Origin of the sequence: Duganella rhizosphaerae (genome assembly GCF_040364205.1) — a bacterium.
Taxonomy (GTDB): domain Bacteria; phylum Pseudomonadota; class Gammaproteobacteria; order Burkholderiales; family Burkholderiaceae_D; genus Rugamonas; species Rugamonas rhizosphaerae.
On sequence record NZ_BPWK01000006.1, the window covers coordinates 311,162 to 330,079 of the forward strand.

The 18,918-nt window shown below is 59.9% G+C and carries 25 protein-coding genes; 20 read left to right on the plus strand and 5 right to left on the minus strand.

The annotated features are described in order from the left end of the window. Positions 1-98: 98 nt before the first annotated feature. The 13 genes from RUGAMON1_RS15560 to RUGAMON1_RS15620 all read left to right on the plus strand — a co-directional run bounded on the left by RUGAMON1_RS15560 (position 99) and on the right by RUGAMON1_RS15620 (position 10,242). Positions 99-869, plus strand: a complete 771-nt coding sequence (locus RUGAMON1_RS15560; RefSeq protein ID WP_445231353.1) for a ParA family protein — start codon at positions 99-101, stop codon at positions 867-869. Positions 870-878: 9 nt separating this feature from the next. Beyond that, a complete protein-coding gene (locus RUGAMON1_RS15565; RefSeq protein WP_116991269.1) occupies positions 879-1,766 on the plus strand; it encodes a ParB/RepB/Spo0J family partition protein in 888 nt (295 codons plus the stop codon). A 299-nt stretch (positions 1,767-2,065) separates the two neighbouring features. Next, positions 2,066-2,431, plus strand: coding sequence for an ATP synthase subunit I (locus RUGAMON1_RS15570; protein ID WP_036622994.1), 366 nt, complete (start codon positions 2,066-2,068; stop codon positions 2,429-2,431). A 21-nt stretch (positions 2,432-2,452) separates the two neighbouring features. Further along, a complete protein-coding gene (atpB, locus tag RUGAMON1_RS15575; RefSeq protein ID WP_445231354.1) occupies positions 2,453-3,253 on the plus strand; it encodes a F0F1 ATP synthase subunit A in 801 nt (266 codons plus the stop codon). 60 nt (positions 3,254-3,313) lie between these two features. Then, a complete protein-coding gene (atpE, locus tag RUGAMON1_RS15580; RefSeq protein ID WP_008443432.1) occupies positions 3,314-3,589 on the plus strand; it encodes a F0F1 ATP synthase subunit C in 276 nt (91 codons plus the stop codon). A gap of 42 nt (positions 3,590-3,631) precedes the next feature. Next, positions 3,632-4,102, plus strand: a complete 471-nt coding sequence (locus RUGAMON1_RS15585) for a F0F1 ATP synthase subunit B (RefSeq protein WP_116991267.1) — start codon at positions 3,632-3,634, stop codon at positions 4,100-4,102. Between the two features lie 2 nt (positions 4,103-4,104). Then, on the plus strand, positions 4,105-4,650 hold the full coding sequence (locus RUGAMON1_RS15590; RefSeq protein ID WP_445231355.1) for a F0F1 ATP synthase subunit delta: 546 nt from the start codon (positions 4,105-4,107) through the stop codon (positions 4,648-4,650). Between the two features lie 62 nt (positions 4,651-4,712). Next, positions 4,713-6,254, plus strand: a complete 1,542-nt coding sequence (gene atpA / locus RUGAMON1_RS15595; protein WP_445231356.1) for a F0F1 ATP synthase subunit alpha — start codon at positions 4,713-4,715, stop codon at positions 6,252-6,254. A 52-nt stretch (positions 6,255-6,306) separates the two neighbouring features. Then, positions 6,307-7,182: a F0F1 ATP synthase subunit gamma gene (atpG, locus tag RUGAMON1_RS15600; RefSeq protein ID WP_116991264.1), complete on the plus strand. Its 876-nt coding sequence runs from the start codon at positions 6,307-6,309 to the stop codon at positions 7,180-7,182. Between the two features lie 29 nt (positions 7,183-7,211). After that, positions 7,212-8,612 (plus strand): F0F1 ATP synthase subunit beta, encoded by a 1,401-nt coding sequence (gene atpD, locus RUGAMON1_RS15605; RefSeq protein ID WP_445231357.1) that lies wholly within the window; start codon positions 7,212-7,214, stop codon positions 8,610-8,612. 60 nt (positions 8,613-8,672) lie between these two features. Continuing rightward, complete coding sequence (locus RUGAMON1_RS15610) at positions 8,673-9,095, plus strand: F0F1 ATP synthase subunit epsilon (RefSeq protein ID WP_008443442.1); 423 nt, start codon at positions 8,673-8,675, stop codon at positions 9,093-9,095. Positions 9,096-9,263: 168 nt separating this feature from the next. Next, a complete protein-coding gene (locus RUGAMON1_RS15615; protein WP_445231358.1) occupies positions 9,264-9,449 on the plus strand; it encodes a hypothetical protein in 186 nt (61 codons plus the stop codon). 46 nt (positions 9,450-9,495) lie between these two features. Beyond that, entirely contained in the window at positions 9,496-10,242 is a 747-nt protein-coding gene (locus RUGAMON1_RS15620; protein ID WP_445231359.1) for a hypothetical protein, read from the plus strand. 103 nt (positions 10,243-10,345) lie between these two features. Here RUGAMON1_RS15620 and cynR read toward each other — a convergent pair whose 3' ends face one another. Beyond that, positions 10,346-11,239 carry a transcriptional regulator CynR gene (gene cynR / locus RUGAMON1_RS15625; protein ID WP_445231360.1) on the minus strand — a complete coding sequence of 298 codons (894 nt, stop codon included), beginning with the start codon at positions 11,237-11,239 and terminating at the stop codon, positions 10,346-10,348. A gap of 111 nt (positions 11,240-11,350) precedes the next feature. On the opposite strand from cynR, the gene RUGAMON1_RS15630 reads away from it, so the two are divergent. The 7 genes from RUGAMON1_RS15630 to RUGAMON1_RS15660 all read left to right on the plus strand — a co-directional run bounded on the left by RUGAMON1_RS15630 (position 11,351) and on the right by RUGAMON1_RS15660 (position 16,123). Beyond that, on the plus strand, positions 11,351-12,013 hold the full coding sequence (locus RUGAMON1_RS15630; RefSeq protein WP_445231361.1) for a carbonic anhydrase: 663 nt from the start codon (positions 11,351-11,353) through the stop codon (positions 12,011-12,013). Positions 12,014-12,049: 36 nt separating this feature from the next. Next, positions 12,050-12,520, plus strand: a complete 471-nt coding sequence (cynS, locus tag RUGAMON1_RS15635) for a cyanase (RefSeq protein ID WP_445231362.1) — start codon at positions 12,050-12,052, stop codon at positions 12,518-12,520. A 20-nt stretch (positions 12,521-12,540) separates the two neighbouring features. Beyond that, the gene (locus tag RUGAMON1_RS15640; RefSeq protein WP_445231363.1) at positions 12,541-13,740 is read left to right on the plus strand and encodes an MFS transporter; all 1,200 of its coding nucleotides are present in this window, start codon (positions 12,541-12,543) and stop codon (positions 13,738-13,740) included. Between the two features lie 45 nt (positions 13,741-13,785). Beyond that, positions 13,786-14,967 (plus strand): Tet(A)/Tet(B)/Tet(C) family tetracycline efflux MFS transporter, encoded by a 1,182-nt coding sequence (gene tet / locus RUGAMON1_RS15645; RefSeq protein WP_445231364.1) that lies wholly within the window; start codon positions 13,786-13,788, stop codon positions 14,965-14,967. Between the two features lie 95 nt (positions 14,968-15,062). After that, positions 15,063-15,293, plus strand: a complete 231-nt coding sequence (locus RUGAMON1_RS15650; RefSeq protein WP_445231365.1) for a hypothetical protein — start codon at positions 15,063-15,065, stop codon at positions 15,291-15,293. A gap of 58 nt (positions 15,294-15,351) precedes the next feature. After that, complete coding sequence (locus tag RUGAMON1_RS15655; protein ID WP_445231366.1) at positions 15,352-15,663, plus strand: hypothetical protein; 312 nt, start codon at positions 15,352-15,354, stop codon at positions 15,661-15,663. Between the two features lie 61 nt (positions 15,664-15,724). Beyond that, positions 15,725-16,123: a hypothetical protein gene (locus tag RUGAMON1_RS15660; protein WP_445231367.1), complete on the plus strand. Its 399-nt coding sequence runs from the start codon at positions 15,725-15,727 to the stop codon at positions 16,121-16,123. Positions 16,124-16,223: 100 nt separating this feature from the next. Here the strand turns inward: RUGAMON1_RS15660 and rsgA are convergent, their stop codons facing one another. From rsgA to RUGAMON1_RS15680, 4 genes are all read right to left on the minus strand, one after another. Then, positions 16,224-17,276: a ribosome small subunit-dependent GTPase A gene (gene rsgA, locus RUGAMON1_RS15665; protein ID WP_445231368.1), complete on the minus strand. Its 1,053-nt coding sequence runs from the start codon at positions 17,274-17,276 to the stop codon at positions 16,224-16,226. A 238-nt stretch (positions 17,277-17,514) separates the two neighbouring features. After that, positions 17,515-17,844, minus strand: a complete 330-nt coding sequence (locus tag RUGAMON1_RS15670) for a helix-turn-helix domain-containing protein (RefSeq protein ID WP_445231369.1) — start codon at positions 17,842-17,844, stop codon at positions 17,515-17,517. After that, complete coding sequence (locus RUGAMON1_RS15675; RefSeq protein ID WP_445231370.1) at positions 17,831-17,956, minus strand: hypothetical protein; 126 nt, start codon at positions 17,954-17,956, stop codon at positions 17,831-17,833. The genes RUGAMON1_RS15670 and RUGAMON1_RS15675 overlap by 14 nt, the downstream gene beginning before the upstream one ends. A gap of 85 nt (positions 17,957-18,041) precedes the next feature. Next, positions 18,042-18,851 (minus strand): AraC family transcriptional regulator, encoded by an 810-nt coding sequence (locus tag RUGAMON1_RS15680; RefSeq protein ID WP_445231371.1) that lies wholly within the window; start codon positions 18,849-18,851, stop codon positions 18,042-18,044. Positions 18,852-18,918: the final 67 nt, after the last annotated feature.

Sequence of the window (18,918 nt, forward strand, 5' to 3'; positions counted from 1 at the left end):
TTTATAAGGTTTATACAGTTTATTCTGTATAAACAGTATAAATCGTTTATATCGTTTTAATAGTATAAATAATTAAGAAGCACAACCCAAAGAAATACATGGCGAAAATTTTTTGCGTAGCGAATCAAAAGGGTGGCGTAGGCAAGACTACCACGACGGTCAACCTGGCCGCCGGATTGGCAAAGCTGAACCAGCGGGTACTGCTGGTCGACCTGGACCCACAAGGCAATGCCACGATGGGCGCAGGCATCAACAAGGCGGGACTGCCTGCATCGACCTATGAGGTGATGCTGGGCGAATCCGACGTGGCCACCGCGCGCCAGCGTTCGGAGCCGGGCCAGTTCGACGTGCTGCCTTCCAACCGCGAGCTGGCCGGCGCCGAAGTCGAGATGGTCTCGCTGGAAAACCGCGAGCGCCGCCTGAAGGATGCGCTGGCCCTGGTCGACAAGGAGTACGACTTCATCCTGATCGACTGCCCGCCGGCGTTGTCGATGTTGACCTTGAACGGCCTGTGCGCCGCGCACGGCGTCATCATCCCGATGCAGTGCGAGTACTACGCGCTGGAAGGTCTGTCCGACCTGGTCAACACGATCAAGAAGGTGCACGCCAACCTGAACCCGGACCTGAAGATCATCGGCCTGCTGCGCGTGATGTTCGATCCGCGCATGACGCTGTCGCAGCAAGTGTCGGCCCAGCTGGAGCAGCACTTCGGCGACAAGGTCTTCAAAACCATCATCCCCCGCAACGTACGCCTGGCCGAAGCGCCGTCCTACGGCCTGCCGGGCGTCACCTTCGATCCATCCTCCAAAGGTGCGCAGGCGTATATCGCCTTCGGCGCCGAGATGGTCAAGCGCATCAAGAAAATGTAAGGCAATAAAATGGCAACCAAAAAACTCAAAGGCCTGGGTCGCGGCCTGGAAGCGCTGCTCGGCGGCGACGGCGACATCACCACTCCGGACGCCAACACGCCGTCCGAACTGCCGGTCACGCAAATGCAGGCCGGTAAATACCAGCCGCGTACCCGTATGGATGAGGGCGGCTTGCAGGAGCTGGCCGCGTCGATCAAGACCCAGGGCATCATGCAGCCTATCCTGGTCCGTCCGGTCGGCACCGACAAGCTGACTGGCGCCATCAAGTACGAGATCATCGCCGGCGAACGCCGTTTCCGCGCCGCGCAAATCGCCGGCCTGGAAGTGCTCCCGGTTTTGGTGCGCGATGTGGACGACCAGGCCGCCGCCGCGATGGCCCTGATCGAGAACATGCAGCGCGAGGATTTGAATCCGCTGGAAGAGGCGCAGGGCATCCACCGTCTGATCACCGATTTCAGTTTCACGCACGAGCAGGCGGCCACGGCCGTTGGCCGTTCGCGCAGCGCGGTCTCCAACCTGCTGCGTTTGATGAACCTGGCCAACCCGGTGCAAACCATGCTGATGGCCGGCGATATCGACATGGGTCACGCCCGCGCGTTGTTGTCGGTGGATGCGGCAACGCAGATCAACCTGGCCAATATGGTCATCGCCAAACGGTTGTCGGTACGTGAAACTGAAAAGTTGGTGGCAAAAACGCTGGAAGATCAAAAAGCCTCGCCGACCGAAGCGCGCCAGAAAGAAAAGTCCGGCGACATCGTCCGCCTGGAAGAAGAGCTGTCGGACAAGCTGGCCACGCCGGTGGTGTTCAAGATGGGCACCAAGGGGCGCGGCCAGATGATCATCGACTTCGCCGACCTCGACATCCTCGACGGCGTCCTCGCCCGCCTGCGCGCTTAACCTAAACCTAAACCCCGGGGTCAGATCTGACATTCGGACACGAGCTCTGCCTTAGCGGTGCAATGGCAGAGCTCGTGTCCGAATGTCAGATCTGACCCCGATGTTGTAGCAGAGACAATAAAAAACGAAAACGCTTAACTGGTTCCAACTTGGTGCAACCGGCTTGGAAATGTTTATAAAAGCGTCGCTTTCGTGCACCAATTGCTCTGCTGCGGTGCAGCAATGTTTGACGTGATACAGTAAAGACACATATAATCCCGTGTCTTTGGGTTTTATCGGCTTTTCAGGGGGCTCGCCAGATGAATGATTCGACGAGTATTTCCAAGCCGGTGTTTAAAGTCGTCGCCCTCCAGTTAGCCATCGCAACTGGATTCGCCTTGCTCGCCTGGAACTTGGGCGGAGTACTCAAAGCTTGGTCGGCCGCCTATGGCGGAGCAATCGCAGTCATCGGGAGTCTGATGTACGCGATGATTGTTGCGGGCGGAACAAATGACGCCAAAAAAGCTTTCCGGTCGCATGTACGCGCCGAAGTTGTAAAAATATTTATCACGGTAGTGCTGTTTGTGTTGGCACTGGCGCTGTTTCAGTCGGCCTCTTGGTTATGGCTGATCTTGGGTTTCGCGGTGGCAACCTTAGCTTATTGGTTTTCACTGCTCGCAATTTAATCACCAAAATCTAATACTTTTATGACCACAGAAAACGCTGTAGGGGCACACGAAGCGCCCACCTCCATTGAGTATATTCAGCATCACCTGTCGCACCTGAAGTCCGCGGACGGCGCTTTTAACCTGGACACGTTCTGGGTTTCGGCCGTTCTGGGCTTGATTTTCCTCGGCGTGTTCTACATGGCCTCGCGCCGTGCGACCGCCGGTGTGCCGGGCAAGCTGCAAAACTTCGTCGAAGCCGTCATGGAGCTGGTCAACGAAGTCGTCAATTCCGCATTCCACGCCAAGAGCAAGGTCATCGCACCGCTGGCTATCACGATCTTCTGCTGGGTTTGGCTGATGAACGCGATGGACTTCCTGCCGGTCGATCTGCTGCCTAAGATTCTTGGCTACGCTGGCGTCCATAAACTGCGAGTCGTGCCGACCGCGGACGTCAACCACACTTTCGGCATGTCGTTCGGCGTCATGCTGTGCATTATTGGTTTCTCGATCAAAGCCAAAGGTCTCGGCGGCTGGGGTAAAGAGTTGCTGACCGCTCCGTTCCACGCCCACGGCTTCATGGCCGTCGTGCTGGCTCCGGTCAACTTCGCCTTCCAGATGATCGAGTTGCTGGCTAAGCCACTGTCGCTGTCGCTGCGACTCTTCGGCAATATGTACGCCGGTGAGCTGCTGTTCATTCTGATCGCTCTGCTGCCATGGTGGGCGCAGTGGCTGCTGGGTGGTCCTTGGGTTATCTTCCACATCCTGGTGGTGACCCTGCAAGCGTTTGTGTTTATGGCGTTGACTGTTGTGTACCTGAGCCTCGCGGTTGAGAAGCACTAAGCAACTTAGTTTTAACTTTTTAGTATCTGTAGTCTTTTTTAAAATCTTAGGAGAAATTCAATGCAAGCTCTGATCGCACAAGTACAAAGCATGACCGTTCTGGCCGCAGCAATCATCATCGGCCTGGCCGCTATCGGCACCGCACTCGGTTTCGCAATTCTGGGCGGCAAATTCCTGGAAGCTTCGGCTCGTCAACCAGAACTGATGCCACAACTGCAAACCAAACTGTTCGTTATCGCTGGTCTGCTGGATGCGATCTCGATGATCGGCGTCGGCGTTGCTCTGCTGTACACCTTCAGCAACCCATTCCTGGCAGCTGTTCTGGCGGCACATTAATTCGCTCCCTTCTAGGAGAAACTTTTAGTTAGGAGCAAAGGTATGGACATCAATATGTCTCTCATCGGTCAGATGATCACCTTCGCGGTGTTGGTCTGGGTTTCGATGAAGTTCGTATTTCCATCGCTGAATGCAGCGTTGGATGAGCGTGCCAAGCGTATCGCTGACGGTCTGGCTGCGGCCGACCAAGGCCAGCAAGCGATGGTAGTGGCTGAGAAGCGCGCCAGCGAAGCGCTGGCAGGTGCACGCGAAGAAGCTTCGCAACGCGTTGCCGACGCTGAAAAGCGCGCGCAACTGGTGGCAGAAGAAATCAAAGCAAATGCACAAGCCGAAGCGGACCGCATCATTGCGCAAGCCAAGGCCGACGCCGATCAGCAACTGGCCAAAGCGCGCGACACGCTGCGCGCTCAGGTGGCTGACCTGGCTGTGAAGGGCGCCGAGCAAATCCTCAAGCGCGAAGTCAACGCCTCGGCTCACGCCGATCTGTTGTCGCGCCTGTCTGTCGAGCTGTAATCATGGCAGAAAACGCAACCGTCGCCCGTCCCTACGCGGAAGCTTTGTTCCGCGTAGCCCAAGCAGGTAAGGAATCGTTCAACCTCGCGGCGTGGTCCGAACTGGTGGCCGAACTGGCCCAGATCGGTGCCCACCCCGAGGTGCAAGCATTCGCCCGCAACCCGAAAGCTTCGGCTAGCGATGTGAGCGCCGCCATTACGGCACTGGTCAAGTCGCCGTTGAACACGGAAGCGAAAAACTTCCTGGCGATGCTGGTCGACAACGGCCGCATCAGTCTGCTGCCGGAAATCGGCGCGCAATTCCTGGCGTTGAAAAACGCCACGGAAGGTGCGGCAGACGCCGACATCACCAGCGCCTTCGACCTGAGCTCGGCTCAAGTGAGCGAGCTGGTCGCCACGCTGGAGAAGAAATTCAGCCGCAAGCTGAACCCGGTCGTGACCGTGGATCCAGCGTTGATCGGTGGCGTACGCGTCGTTGTTGGCGACCAGGTGCTGGACACGTCGGTCCGCGCCAAGTTGCAGCAAATGCGTGTCGCGCTGGTCGCGTAAGCGCCGCTTAGAACAGATTCTTCCCCTCGCGCAAGCTGAGAGAAACACTTTTAGGAGTTAGTATGCAACTCAACCCATCTGAAATCAGCGAGCTGATCAAGAGCCGTATCGAAGGCCTTGATGGCGGCGCTGAAGTACGCAACCAAGGCACGGTTATTTCCGTCGCCGACGGTATCGTCCGCATCCACGGCCTGTCGGACGTGATGCAGGGCGAAATGCTGGAATTCCCTGGTAACACCTTTGGTCTGGCGATGAACCTGGAGCGTGACTCCGTCGGCGCCGTGATTCTGGGTGCTTACGAGCACATCTCCGAAGGCGACACGGTCAAGTGCACCGGCCGCATTCTGGAAGTGCCGGTCGGTCCTGAACTGCGTGGCCGTGTGGTCAACGCCCTGGGCCAGCCGATCGACGGCAAAGGCGCTGTCGATGCCAAGATGACCTCGCCAATCGAAAAGATCGCTCCTGGCGTTATCGCCCGTGAGTCCGTCTCGCAGCCTATGCAGACCGGTCTGAAATCGATCGACGCGATGGTGCCGATTGGCCGTGGCCAGCGCGAGCTGATCATTGGCGACCGTCAAACCGGTAAGTCCGCCGTAGCGGTTGATGCGATCATCAACCAAAAAGGCCAGGGCATGACCTGCATCTACGTGGCTATCGGTCAGAAAGCCTCGACGATCAAGAACATCGTGCGTTCGCTGGAACAGCACGGCGCGCTGGAGTACACCATCGTTGTTGCCGCATCGGCCGCCGAATCGGCAGCGATGCAGTACATCTCGGCCTACTCGGGCTGCACCATGGGCGAGTACTTCCGCGACCGCGGTGAAGACGCGCTGATCGTGTACGATGACTTGTCGAAACAAGCCGTTGCCTACCGTCAGATCTCCCTGCTGCTGCGCCGCCCACCAGGCCGCGAAGCCTACCCAGGCGACGTGTTCTACCTGCACAGCCGTCTGCTGGAACGCGCAGCCCGCGTGAACGCCGACTACGTGTCGGCCTTCACCAACGGCGCCGTCACCGGCAAGACCGGTTCGCTGACCGCACTGCCGATCATTGAAACCCAGGCTGGCGACGTTTCGGCGTTCGTTCCAACCAACGTGATTTCGATTACCGACGGCCAGATCTTCCTGGAAACCTCGCTGTTCAACTCGGGTATCCGTCCTGCGATTAACGCCGGTATCTCGGTGTCGCGCGTTGGTGGCGCCGCCCAGACCAAGGTCATCAAAAACCTGTCCGGCGGTATCCGTACCGACTTGGCGCAGTACCGTGAACTGGCTGCGTTCGCGCAGTTCGCTTCCGACCTGGACGAATCGACCCGCAAGCAGCTGGACCGCGGCGCCCGCGTGACCGAACTGCTGAAGCAGGCTCAGTACTCGCCACTGTCGATCTCCCTGATGGCCGCTTCGCTGTTCGCAGTGAACAAGGGCTTCCTGGATGATGTGCCAGTCAAGAAAGTACTGCCGTTCGAAGCCGGCCTGCACGCCTACCTGAAGACCAAGCAAGCTGACCTGCTGTCCAAGATTGAATCGTCGAAGCAACTGGACAAAGACGGCGAAGCAACGCTGTCGGCCGCCATTGCGGACTTCAAGAAATCCGGCGCATTTTAAGCACAACGGCGCCCCGCGAGGGGCGCCTTACGCGCAGAAGGAGTAAGGACTCATGGCAGTAGGCAAAGAGATACGTGGCAAGATCAAGAGCGTAGAGAATACGAAGAAGATCACCAAGGCGATGGAAATGGTCGCCGCATCGAAAATGCGCAAAGCGCAGGATCGCATGCGCGCCGCCCGTCCCTACAGTGAAAAGATTCGCAATATCGCCGCTAATCTGGCTACCGCAAATCCGGAATACACCCACCCGTTCCTGGCTGAAGAGCAAAAGGACTCGGCGAAGGCAGTTGGCTTCGTGATCGTCACCACCGACAAAGGTCTGTGCGGCGGCATGAACACCAACATCCTGCGCATGGTGACGGCGAAAACCCGTGAGCTGGAAACAGCCGGCAACAAGATTGCCGCGGTAGCTATCGGTAACAAAGGTTTGGGGTTTTTGAATCGCGTAGGCATCCCTGTCGTTGCGCAAGTAACGCAGATCGGCGACACGCCGCACCTGGAAAAACTGATCGGACCGGTCAAGGTCATGCTCGAGAAGTTCCAGAACGGTGAAGTTGACGCAGTCTACCTGTGCTACACCAAGTTCATTAACACGATGAAGCAAGAGCCGGTAGTGGAGCAATTGTTGCCACTGCCAGCCGCGAAGACGCAGGCCGACGCGGGTAATCACAACTGGGATTACATCTACGAGCCGGATGCTGCGACCGTGATTGATGAGCTGCTGGAGCGCTATGTAGAAGCGCTGGTGTACCAGTCGGTGGCGGAAAACCTGGCGTCCGAGCAATCGGCGCGTATGGTGGCGATGAAGTCGGCAAGCGACAACGCCGGCAGTGTGATCGGCGAATTGAAGCTGATCTACAACAAGACCCGCCAAGCTGCGATTACCAAAGAACTCTCCGAAATCGTCGCCGGTGCGGCTGCGGTTTAAACGAATTAAACTATATAGAAGGAACGAACATGGCTGATGGCAAAATCGTTCAGTGTATCGGCGCTGTGGTGGACGTAGAGTTTCCACGCAACGCGATGCCTAAGGTATTTGATGCCTTGAAGATGGCTGGCTCCGAGCTGACCCTGGAAGTACAACAACAGCTGGGCGACGGCGTGGTCCGTACCATTGCTCTGGGCTCGTCCGACGGTCTGCGTCGCGGCATGATGATCCAGAACACCGGCAAGCCAATCATGGTGCCGGTGGGTAAAGCTACCCTGGGTCGCATCATGGACGTGCTGGGTAATCCGATCGACGAATGCGGCCCGGTCGCTCACGACCAGATCGCCTCGATCCACCGCACTCCTCCTGCATACGACGAACTGTCGCCGTCGCAGGACCTGCTGGAAACCGGCATCAAGGTGATTGACTTGGTCTGCCCGTTCGCAAAAGGCGGTAAGGTCGGTCTGTTCGGCGGTGCAGGTGTGGGCAAGACCGTGAACATGATGGAACTGATCAACAACATCGCTAAAGCGCACTCGGGTCTGTCCGTGTTCGCCGGCGTTGGTGAGCGTACCCGCGAAGGTAACGACTTCTACCACGAAATGGCTGACGCTAAAGTAGTTGACCTGGAAAACCCGGCCAACTCGAAAGTAGCGATGGTCTACGGTCAGATGAATGAACCACCTGGTAACCGTCTGCGCGTCGCGCTGACCGGTCTGACCATCGCGGAATCGTTCCGTGACGAAGGCAAGGACGTTCTGTTCTTCGTGGATAACATCTACCGCTTCACGCTGGCCGGTACCGAAGTATCCGCACTGCTGGGCCGTATGCCTTCCGCAGTGGGTTACCAGCCTACCCTGGCCGAAGAGATGGGCCGTCTGCAAGAGCGCATCACCTCGACCAAGACCGGTTCGATCACCTCGATCCAGGCCGTCTATGTTCCAGCGGATGACTTGACCGACCCATCGCCAGCGACCACCTTCGGTCACCTGGATTCGACCGTCGTTCTGTCGCGTGACATCGCCTCGCTGGGTATCTACCCTGCGGTGGACCCACTGGATTCGACCTCGCGTCAGCTGGATCCGCTGGTCGTCGGCCAAGAGCACTACGACACCGCGCGCGCCGTTCAGGGCACCCTGCAGCGCTACAAGGAACTGCGTGACATTATCGCGATTCTGGGTATGGACGAACTGGCGCCGGAAGACAAACTGCTGGTATCGCGCGCACGTAAGATGCAGCGTTTCCTGTCGCAGCCGTTCCACGTTGCTGAAGTGTTTACCGGTTCGCCAGGTAAATACGTTTCGCTGAAAGACACGATCAAGGGCTTCAAAATGATCGCTTCCGGCGAACTCGATCACCTGCCAGAACAAGCGTTCTACATGGTCGGCACGATCGATGAAGCCATCGAAAAAGCCAAGAAACTCAACTAATCATTGAGCTTCGAGCGCGGCCCCGTGTGAGCGGGGCCGCATCACACCGACAGGACACACATGGCAAATACAATTCACGTTGACGTGGTTTCCGCCGAGGAGTTGATCTACTCGGGCGAAGCCGAATTCGTCGCGTTGCCGGGCGAGCAGGGCGAGCTGGGGATCTACCCCAAGCACACGCCGCTGATCACCCGCATCCGTCCGGGCGCGGTGCGCATCCAGGTACCAGGTCAAGCCGAGGAAGAATTTGTCTTCGTCGCGGGCGGCCTGCTGGAAGTGCAGCCGGGCGCCGTGACGGTGCTGGCGGATACCGCGATTCGCGGCAAGGATCTGGACGAAGCCAAAGCGGCAGCGGCCAAGAAACGCGCCGAAGAAGCGCTGGCGAACAACACCTCCGGTATCGACTACGCGAAAGCGCAAGCCGAACTGGCGGCGGCCATCGGCCAGCTGGCGGCGATCGCCAAACTGCGCGCCAAGCACTAAGCAACGCATAGCATCACAGCAAAAAGGCAGCCTCGGCTGCCTTTTTTTATTGGCGTGGCTGTATATCAAAGTCGATGCGTCAAGCTGTGGCGGTATCGGTGCGAGACGATCAATGCAGATATTATCGAAATTTAATGATTGTTTTTATTGTAATCATGTAGCCTATCCGTGCTGTCCCTTGATGAGCTGAACGCCAGTCTGGCGCTTCTGATCCGCACCTATCCTCCCCGGGGGACCCGCATCGTCTGGGACAGCTATGTGATCGGGCTGACCACGCACCGGGGGGCGCTCATGAACAAGGGGGCGTTCATGCCGAAAATCGAGGCCTTGCTGGCGTTGCTGGAAATACAGTAGGTGGTTGCAGGCGCTTCAGCGCTACGCGGCGCCGTTAAGGAGCTCTATGGTTTTGTCCGAAGAAAATCTTAATCTGTGCGTGTATTGGTATGGCAAACCAATGACTGGTCGTGAATATATAGAGTGGCTGTCTCGGCTCCTGCTTGCGCTGCAGCGTAGCGCACCCTGTTTTGCGCGCTACGCAGTCGTTCAGCCCAATGGCTACCGGTCAGTGTCAGCCGATTTTTCCAATCTCGAGTCCTGCGTGGCGGACAATCAACCTCGGGGATGGGCGTTTGAAATTGACGGCTCGGACAGCAAGCGCTTTACCTTGGAGGCGCGGCCCAAAATGAGTTTTTCCAACGCATTCGTGACTTCCGAGGATACTGATGCCTCAGGTTGCATGCTGTCGGCGACGGCCGGAAGCCGGGTGAATTTTTCTGCCGATAGCATAGTGCTCACGATGTCGGCCGACTTGGCGACGCCTGATCTGGCGGAGCGGGTGTTTAAGACCTTGATTGCCTGCTCGGCGCCGAATTTTGGTGTCGCGGTGCGAGGCGACGTGCGTCGGCTTGTCGGCCAGCCGGTCAAAGAGAAGCCGGTCGGGTGGTTGACTTACTGGGATAATGCTCAGTGCACGTCAAGCTTGGCTGTGCCCATCAAGGCGGAGGCGCTCAGCGATGGACTTTTGATTCGGACAGAGGCGGCCCCGCCGGGGGCGGAGGATGCTGAAGCACTGAACCGCTTGCGGAAACTGATCGAGGCCCTCAGAAGCGCGGGATGCTTGAGCAAGCCGGCATTCAATCCACGCTGAAAAATCATGAGGATAACAAACGTTGAGCAAGCAATTGCCCGAAAGGCAGCTTCGCCTGAAATAAAAACGGCCCGGTCGAGTTTTCGACCGGGCCGTTTTTATTTCAGGCGAAGCTCGCGTCGGCAATCATGGTGGCCAGCAGTTCGGCGAAGGCGACAGCCGCCGCGCTTTGGTAAGCGCCTTTTCGGCTGAGTAGCGCGACGCTGCGGTGAGGGAAGGGCGGCGCCAGCGTGATGGACCGCAGCGCATCGTTCTCGCGGGCGATCGCGTCCGGCAGTATCGTCGCCACCTTTCCCCTGCGGACGATTTCGACGATGCCGCTGATCGTATTGGCTTCGATCGCAGTCCTCGGCGCGATGCCCTGCGCCTGGAAGTACGCGTCCACATGCGCGCGGGTCGCAAAATCGGCCGTCAACAGCGCCAGCGGCGTGGACTCCAGGTCTGCGGGCCTGATGGCTTGCGGGCGCAGCGCGAAAGGATGATCGGCGCCGACCACCACGCTGAGCTTTTCGACAAACAGCGTGCGGCAATCCAGTTCCGCGGACCGCACTTCGCTGAATGCGATGGCAAGGTCCACCTCGTCTTCCGCCAGGGCGGATTCAATGGCGTCCAGCGCCATTTCACGGATGCCGATCTTGATGCCGGGATAGCGGGTATTGAAACGCTCGATCACCGGGCCGACCAGATAGGCGGTGAACGTCGGCGTCATCGCCAGCCTGAGCGCGCCGCGCGACAGGTCGCGCACGTCCTGCATCGCGCGCTCGCCCGCTTGAAGTTCCGTCAATGCCCTGCGCGCATATTCGATATACGCTGTTCCTGCATCGGTGGGCCGCACCGTGCGGCCGGTCCGGTCCAGCAGCTGCACCCCAAGCGACTCTTCAAGCTGCCTGATCTGCTGCGATAAGGCCGGCTGCGAGACATGCAGCGTCTCGGCGGCGCGGGTGAAATTCCTGTGCTCCGCGACGGCGAGCAGATAGCGGATGTGACGTAGTTGCATGGCCCTGAACTATAAGCTTTGATTATGGATTTCATTGTATATGAGTCTTGGACGCAATAGCTCAACCGCCTCATCATGACGTTACTGCCTCATCACCCAAGGAGAAACGCCATGAAGTCCATCGTCGACGGAGTTATCAAGTTTCAGCAGCATGCCTTCCCTGCGCTGTCGTCGCTGTTCAAGGAGCTGGCCACCACCCAAAGCCCGACAGCGCTGTTCATCACCTGCTCGGACAGCCGGGTCGTGCCCGAACTGCTGACCCAGCAAGATCCGGGCGACATCTTTGTGATCCGCAACGCCGGCAATATCGTGCCCTCGTACAGCTCCGAACCCGGCGGCGTCACCGCCACGGTCGAGTATGCGGTCGCGGTGCTGGGCGTGACCGACATCGTCGTCTGCGGCCATTCGGACTGCGGCGCGATGACCGCCATCTCCAGTTGCAAGTGCCTGGATCATTTGCCGGCCGTCGCCAGCTGGCTGCGCCACGCGGATTCGGCCAAGGTCGTCAACGCATCCCGCACCCATATCTCTCCGGCTGCGCGCCTCAATTCGATGGTGCGTGAAAACGTCATCGCGCAGCTGGTCAATCTCCGTACCCATCCCTCGGTCGCGCTGGCGCTGGAGCAAGGCCGGCTGAATCTGCACGGCTGGGTCTATGACATTGAGACAGGATCCATCGTGGCATTGGATGGCGAGAGCAACAGCTTTGTCCCGCTCGCCGAATTTCCACAAACCCGCGCTACGCAAGCCAAGCATAGCGTCCTGGTCGCCTGACCATCATCACTCCACCCGTTGATAAAGGAAAATACCATGCAACAATCGAACGTTTTTCAAGATCCTCGCCTTGATGTCACCTACCGCGTGCTTGCCGCCAAGGCGCTGAAAGACCTGTCCTGGAAAGAGATCGCAGCGGACAGCGGCTTGAGCGTGCCCTATGTGACGGCGGCGCTGCTGGGGCAGCACACGCTGAGCAAGGATGCCGCGGAGCTGGTATGCCAGCGCCTGGGGCTGGACTCGGCCGATGCCCGGCAGCTGCAAGCGATTCCGCTGCGCGGCAGCATCCCCGGCGGCATACCAACCGATCCGACCATCTATCGTTTCTACGAAATGGTGCAGATCTATGGCACCACGCTGAAGGCCCTGGTCCACGAGGAACTGGGTGACGGCATCATCAGCGCGATCAACTTCAAGCTCGACTTCAAGACCGAAGACGACCCCGACGGCGGCAAGCGCGCAGTGATCACGCTGAACGGCAAATTCTTGCCGAACAAGCCGTACTAATGGACGGCCGGCGCTCGACCATGGCTGATACGCCATCCACCAGGCTCAGCGCCGGCCTCGTCATGTTGATGGCGGCCGCCACCGGCGTTGCCGTCGCCAGCAACTATTATGCGCAGCCGTTGCTGCACACCATAGCCGCACAACTGGGCATCTCCAACGCCACCGCCGGATGGATAGTGACCGCAGCCCAATTGGGATATGCCTCGGGCCTGATGCTGCTGGTGCCACTGGCCGACCTGTTCGAGCGCAAGCAACTGATCGTCAGCATGACCTTGCTCTCCGCGGCAGGACTGCTGCTGACAGCGCTCGCCTCCGGCATCACCCAGGTTCTGATCGGCACGGTGCTGACCGGCCTGTTCTCGGTGGTCGCGCAAATCCTGCTGCCATTCGCCGCGACCCTGGCCGCGCCGGAACAGCGCGGCAGAGTCGTCGGCAATGTCATGAGCGGCCTGTTGCTGGGGATCTTGCTGGCGCGTACTGTCGCCGGTTATTTTTCCTCGCTGGGGGGATGGCAAACGGTGTACTGGTTGGGCGCCGGCATGATGGTCGTCACGGCGCTCGCGCTTGGATGGGCGCTGCCGCGCCACCGGCAGTCGCCGGGGCTCAGCTACCCGCGCCTGCTGGGATCGACGCTGACCTTGTTCTTGGAAGAACCCGTGTTGCGCATCCGGGTTTTCCTGGGCGCCGTGGTGTTCTGCGTCTTCAGTGTGCTGTGGACATCGCTGTCCTTCTTGCTGGCTGCCGCACCCTTCAATTATTCCGACGCCACCATAGGTTTGTTCGGACTGGTCGGCGCGGCGGGCGCGCTGGCCGCCTCTCCGGTCGGGCGATGGGCCGATCGCGGCAAAGCCGGCCAGGTCACCAGCGTCGGCCTGGGCCTGCTGTTGCTGTCGTGGTTGCCGCTGGCGGCCGCCAGGACCTCCCTCGTGGCGTTTCTTTTCGGCGTACTGATACTCGACCTCACGGCGCAAGCGATCCACGTGATGAACCTCAGCGTCCTCAACCAACTGCGTCCCGACGCAAGAAATCGCCTGACGGCGTGCTACATGAGCTGCTACTTCATCGGCGGCGCATCCGGATCGGTGCTTTCCACCTTCGTTTATGCCCGCGCCGGATGGACAGGGGTTTCGCTGGCCGGCGCTGCGTTAAGCGCAATCGCCCTCATCGCCTGGCGTGCCAGCGGAAGACTGGTAATTGTGACAACGACCACAACGGTGTGAACCGGGGCGGCATACAATCGGCGGCTACTTTCCGAAAAGAGCCCGATGAACCGAGCGCTGCTGACCATACTTTCCACCGTTGTCCTGAGCGCCGTTGGCATCGGGCTGACCATGCCCATCGTTCCGCAATTGATGCGCGATGTCGGCCATACATCCGAGCTGGGTTGGCGCTTCGGCGCCTTCACCGGACTGTACGCGCTGATGCAGTTCATCTTCTCGCCGGTGCTCGGCGTGCTGAGCGACCGCATCGGACGCCGGCCGGTGCTGCTGCTGTCGCTGGCGGGCACCGTGGTCGATTACCTGTTCATGGCGATGGCGCCGTCGCTGGCCTTGCTGTTCGTCGGCCGCGCGATCGCCGGCATCACCGGCGCCAGCATGGCCGTCACCTCGGCCTACATTGCCGACGTCACGCCGGAAGACCAGCGCTCGCGCCGCTACGGCCAGCTGGGCGCCTGCTTCGGCATCGGCTTCATCATCGGCCCGGTAATCGGCGGCCTGCTGGGAGCGTGGTGGGTGAGGGCGCCGTTCCTGGCGGCTGCGGCGATGAACGCCGTCAATCTGATCCTGACCCTGCTGGTGGTGCGCGAGTCGCACACGCCGCGCGCGGCCGGTGCGGCGCCGGCCGAGCGCATGTCCTTCAATCCGCTGGCCAATCTGCGCTGGGCGGCCAGCTTCAAATCGCTGCTGCCGCTGATCGGCGCTTCCGGCGTGCTGGTGTTGATCGGAGAAATCGGCGGCACGGTCTGGGTGCTGTACGGAGAAGACAAGTTTGCCTGGGACTCGCTGACCATCGGCATCTCGCTGGCGGGCTTTGGTGCGTTTCACGCGTTGGCGCAGGCCTTCGTCGTCGGACCGATCGCGGAACGCTGGGGCGAACGCCGCGCGCTGCTGGTCGGCATCGCGGCCGACAGTTGCGCCTACGTCCTGATCGCATTGGCCAGCCAGGGCTGGATGGCGTTCGCGTTGATGCCTTTGTTCTGCCTCGGCGGCATCGGTGCACCGGCTTTGCAGTCGCTGGTGTCGGCCAGCGTCGGCCCGGATCAGCAGGGAAAACTGCAAGGCGTACTGGCCAGCACCGCCAGCCTGGCGACCGTGATCGGGCCGGTGGCGATCAGCACGATCTACTTCATGTCGCGCGGCAGCTTCCCCGGTCTGGTCTGGCTGATCGGCGCCGGCCTGTACGTGTTGTGCTTGCCGGTATTGCTGCGCGGGCAATATCAAGCATGAATATTACCGAAATTTAATGATTGATTTTATTGTAATAAGGTAGCATGTCCGTGCTCCGCAATATTATCTAAAATTTCAATCTCCCTCACGAAGTTATGACACAGCCGCTGATGTCCCTTGATGAACTGAACGCCAATCTAGCGCTTCTGATCCGCACCTATATTCCCCCGGGGGACCAGCGCCGCTTGCTTGAGCAGGCTGAGCAGGTGTCCAGCAATGGCGCCGGGGTAAAAGGTCTGCTGGCGCGTCTGGATCCATGGCTGGCTGAAGCCATGACGCCGGAGCATGCCGCCCTGGTGAAAGACATTTATTTTTGTTATTGCTGAATTGGCGGGCCTTGCACCGCGCGGCTGTTGGCGTGTGGCCTTGTCACCATGAGCGGATTTGCCGCTGGTGGTGCAGGGTGTGGAGCGGGTATTTCACGAATTTGCGCTGCCGTATTTTGAACGCTATGGGTCAATTGAAGCGATAGACCAGTTGCTCAATACGGAGCCGCTCCTGCCGACGCCCCACAAGATTTTGTGGGACCGCTATGCGATCGGACTGATTACGGCCAAGCTGCTGGGGCGCGCCAATTTCGAGGAACTGGCTTGTATTGCCAGGCAACGGGTAGCGCTCATGAACAAGGGGGCGTTCATGCCGAAAATCGAGGCCTTGCTGGTGTTGTTGGAAACGCAGCAAGCGCTGACGACCTAGGCTGGTTGTGGCGCCCTGGCGCTGCGCCGCATAATCGTTTTGAGTGCTATTGGGACCTTAATTGATGCGTTTGGACATAGAAGGCAAGGCCAGTGTCGAGAATGTCACTGAGAAGAAGATACGTAGCGTCATTCAGGCATTGCGTAGCTACGGGCCGTCGTCGTTTGCTTCGCTGGTCGATGCCGACGGTAGCTATATCCAGGTCGCCGGCGGTGTCATCACCTGCGTGCTGGAACGACGCGAGGCCGCCAGCGGCCGGCATTTCCGGGCATTTCATAACACCCCCAGCACGATTTATCCCGACGGAACGTCCTTGATGTTCGGTGGCGGCGCCGTCAAACTGAATGCAAACGAGTGGTTCACGTGCGCCGTGGCGGCGGACGCATTTTGCGCCTTTCTGCGCGGCGAGGACTGGCCCGCTTTCGTTCGGTGGCGCGACATCAGCGAGATGTTTTCATAGAGTTCAATCCAATGGATTTGACCATACCCCGGTCACGGTCCTGCCGAGCCGCTTGCGGAAATGCCGCCGGCCTCATCTTGGCCGACGGCGGCAGTCTCGTTTATCGCTTGCCGAGTTTGTCCTTCGAGCGGGCCACGGCGGCGCGCTGCATCACTTTCCACTTGGCGACTTCGGCGATGCGGTCCAGCGGGGTTTGCTGGCTGCGGCGCGCCTCGCGCAGCAGCTTGTGGTAGTTCAGCAGACGATCCTCATCCACCGCGCCGCGCACCGCGCAACCGGGTTCGCCGGCATGGCGGCAGTCGCGGAACTGGCATTGCGCCGCCAGCGCGTCGATGTCTTCGAAGGCGGCCGTCAGGCTCGCTTCGTCGGCGTCGGGTTGCCAGCTGCGCAGGCCGGGCGTGTCGATGATGCAGGCGCCGCCGTCGCACAGGTGCAGCGAGCGCGACGTGGTCGTGTGCCGGCCGCGCCCATCTCCCTTGCGCACGCCGCCGGTCTGCTGGCCGGCCAGCGTCAGCGTGTTGGTCAGCGTGGACTTGCCTGCGCCAGAGGAACCCAGTAAGACCAGCGTCTGTCCCACGCCCAGCCACGGCGCCAGTTGCAGCGCAGCGTCGTCGCTGAGCGTGTTGACGGCCAGCAGCGGTATGCTGGAGGGCAGGCGCTGGCGCAGCAGGTCCATGCGCTGTTCCACATCGACGCCGATGTCGGCCTTGCTCATCACCACCACCGGCTCCACGCCCGCCGTCTTCACGATGGCGAGGTAGCGCTCCAGCCGGCGCGGATTGAAGTCGTGATCCAGGCCCATCACCAGCAGCGCCGTGTCGACGTTGCTGACCAGGCTGTGATGGCGGCCGTCGTTGCCGCGCCGGGCGATGTGGGTGGTGGGCGGCAGCAGCGTGCTGAGCCAGCGTTCGTCGTGCGCCAGCGTCGCGCTGAGCACCCAGTCGCCGACGGCCAGCGCTTCGTCGTGCAGCGCCGGCAGGACGCGCGCGCGGAACTCGGCCTGGCCGTCGTGGACGGTGAGCCAGTCACGCTGGATTTCGGTGATGCGCACCAGCTGGGCGTTGGCCGGTGCGTCGTGCAGTTGGTAGAGCTGGCTGGCGATGGTTTGCGTTAAGCCGATAAGGCGCAGCGATTCAAAATCGATGTCGATCATGGTGTATGTGTTTCCTGATTCCGGTAAGGCGAGCAATACCCTTCGCGGTAAAGCGAATAGGTGGCGAATACGGGAAGTCAGCTGCGCGAGAACGCGCGGATCAACACACTACAGGGGGAGTCCCGACGTAATCAGGCAGCCGACAGGAGGGCAGTATCTACTTGGTACATTTGATGGTCTCCTGTGGTTGGGATAAGGCGCACAGTGTCTCATTGGACGATGGCGCCGTCAATTGTCTTCACACTTCTTGAGGCTGATTCGCGATAGCGATCAGCGCCTCGGGATGATGGAGGGCGATGGCGATCAGCGTCCGTGCGGCACCGACCGGCGGACTGCGATCTTGTTCCCAGCTTTCCAAAGTGCTGACGGAAATACCGAATAGGGCCGCGAACTGCTCCGGTGTCAGCCCGGTATTTTTTCGTGCGGCGATTAGCTGCGAATAGACTATGCGTCCGAGCCCGGCTTTCATTTGCCCGCCCGCTAGCAGTAACTCGGCAGCCAAGTCGCGGGTGGCCTCAAAGGCAGCAATCTCTTCATCGTCGAGAGGCAATTTACTATTCGTAGACACGGCGAATTTCCTTTAGTGCGGCGCTGGACAGATTTGCCGTTTCTGCCTTCGCGTATAGCGTCAACAAAACAATTTCGTCAGCGGAGTTACGAGTAAAGTAAATTACTCTCACGCCGCCGGACTTACCGGATCCTGCTCGGCGCCAACGGACCTTGCGAACGCAGTGGTGAAGACATCGACCTGCTTGAAACGACGGCTCATGCCTGCTCCTTGCAACTGCGGCGGTAATCGGCGGGCGGCTTGCCGACCAGTTTTTCAAAGTCGGTGGTGAAGTGGGCCTGGTCGTAATAGCCCAGCGCCAGCGCCAGCGAGGCCAGGTCGATCTCGCTGCCGTGCGACAGCTGGTCGGCCGCGTCCAGCAGGCGGTTGCGGCGTATCACCCATTTCGGCGTGGCGCCCACATACTCCTTGAACAGGATTTGCAGGCGGCGCACACTGATGCCGGTGTGATCCGCCAACTGCTGCACCTGCGTGATCTCGGGATGGTGCTCGATCGCCTCCAGGATCTCCGCGATGCGCGCGGTCTGCGCATCGGGCACGGGCAGGGCGCGGCGCAGGATGGCGCTGGCCGCCTCCACCATGCCGGCGTCGTCGGCCGCCGTCAGCACGCTGCGCTCGGCTTGCGCATCGTCGCAATCGAACAGTGCCGACAGCGGCAATTCGCGGTCCGTCACCGACTGCACCGGCCGCTTCAGGAAGCTGCGGAAGGCGCCCGGCAAAAAGCGCACGCCGAGGATGCGGCCGCTGTTTTTCAGCGTATATTCGAAAGCGCCAGTCATCACGCCGAACACCGCCGTGCGGCCGGCGTCGAACACCATGTGGATGCAGGGCGAGGGCAGGGTGCGCTGCAGATGGACTACGCCTTCCGGCAACTGCCACGCCACCAGCCAGAAATGCTCGATGAAAGGCGTCAGGTCCGGCGGCGGCAGGTAGCGCTCCAGGCGGAAGATTTTCTCAGCTGCGGCGGGATTGACCACGCCCTTGGGCCGGCTCGTCACGGTTTGCATAAGGTGTTCGCGTTTTTACAAGACCATCATCATAGCAAGAGTTATCGTGACGTTTCTTCACCACCGA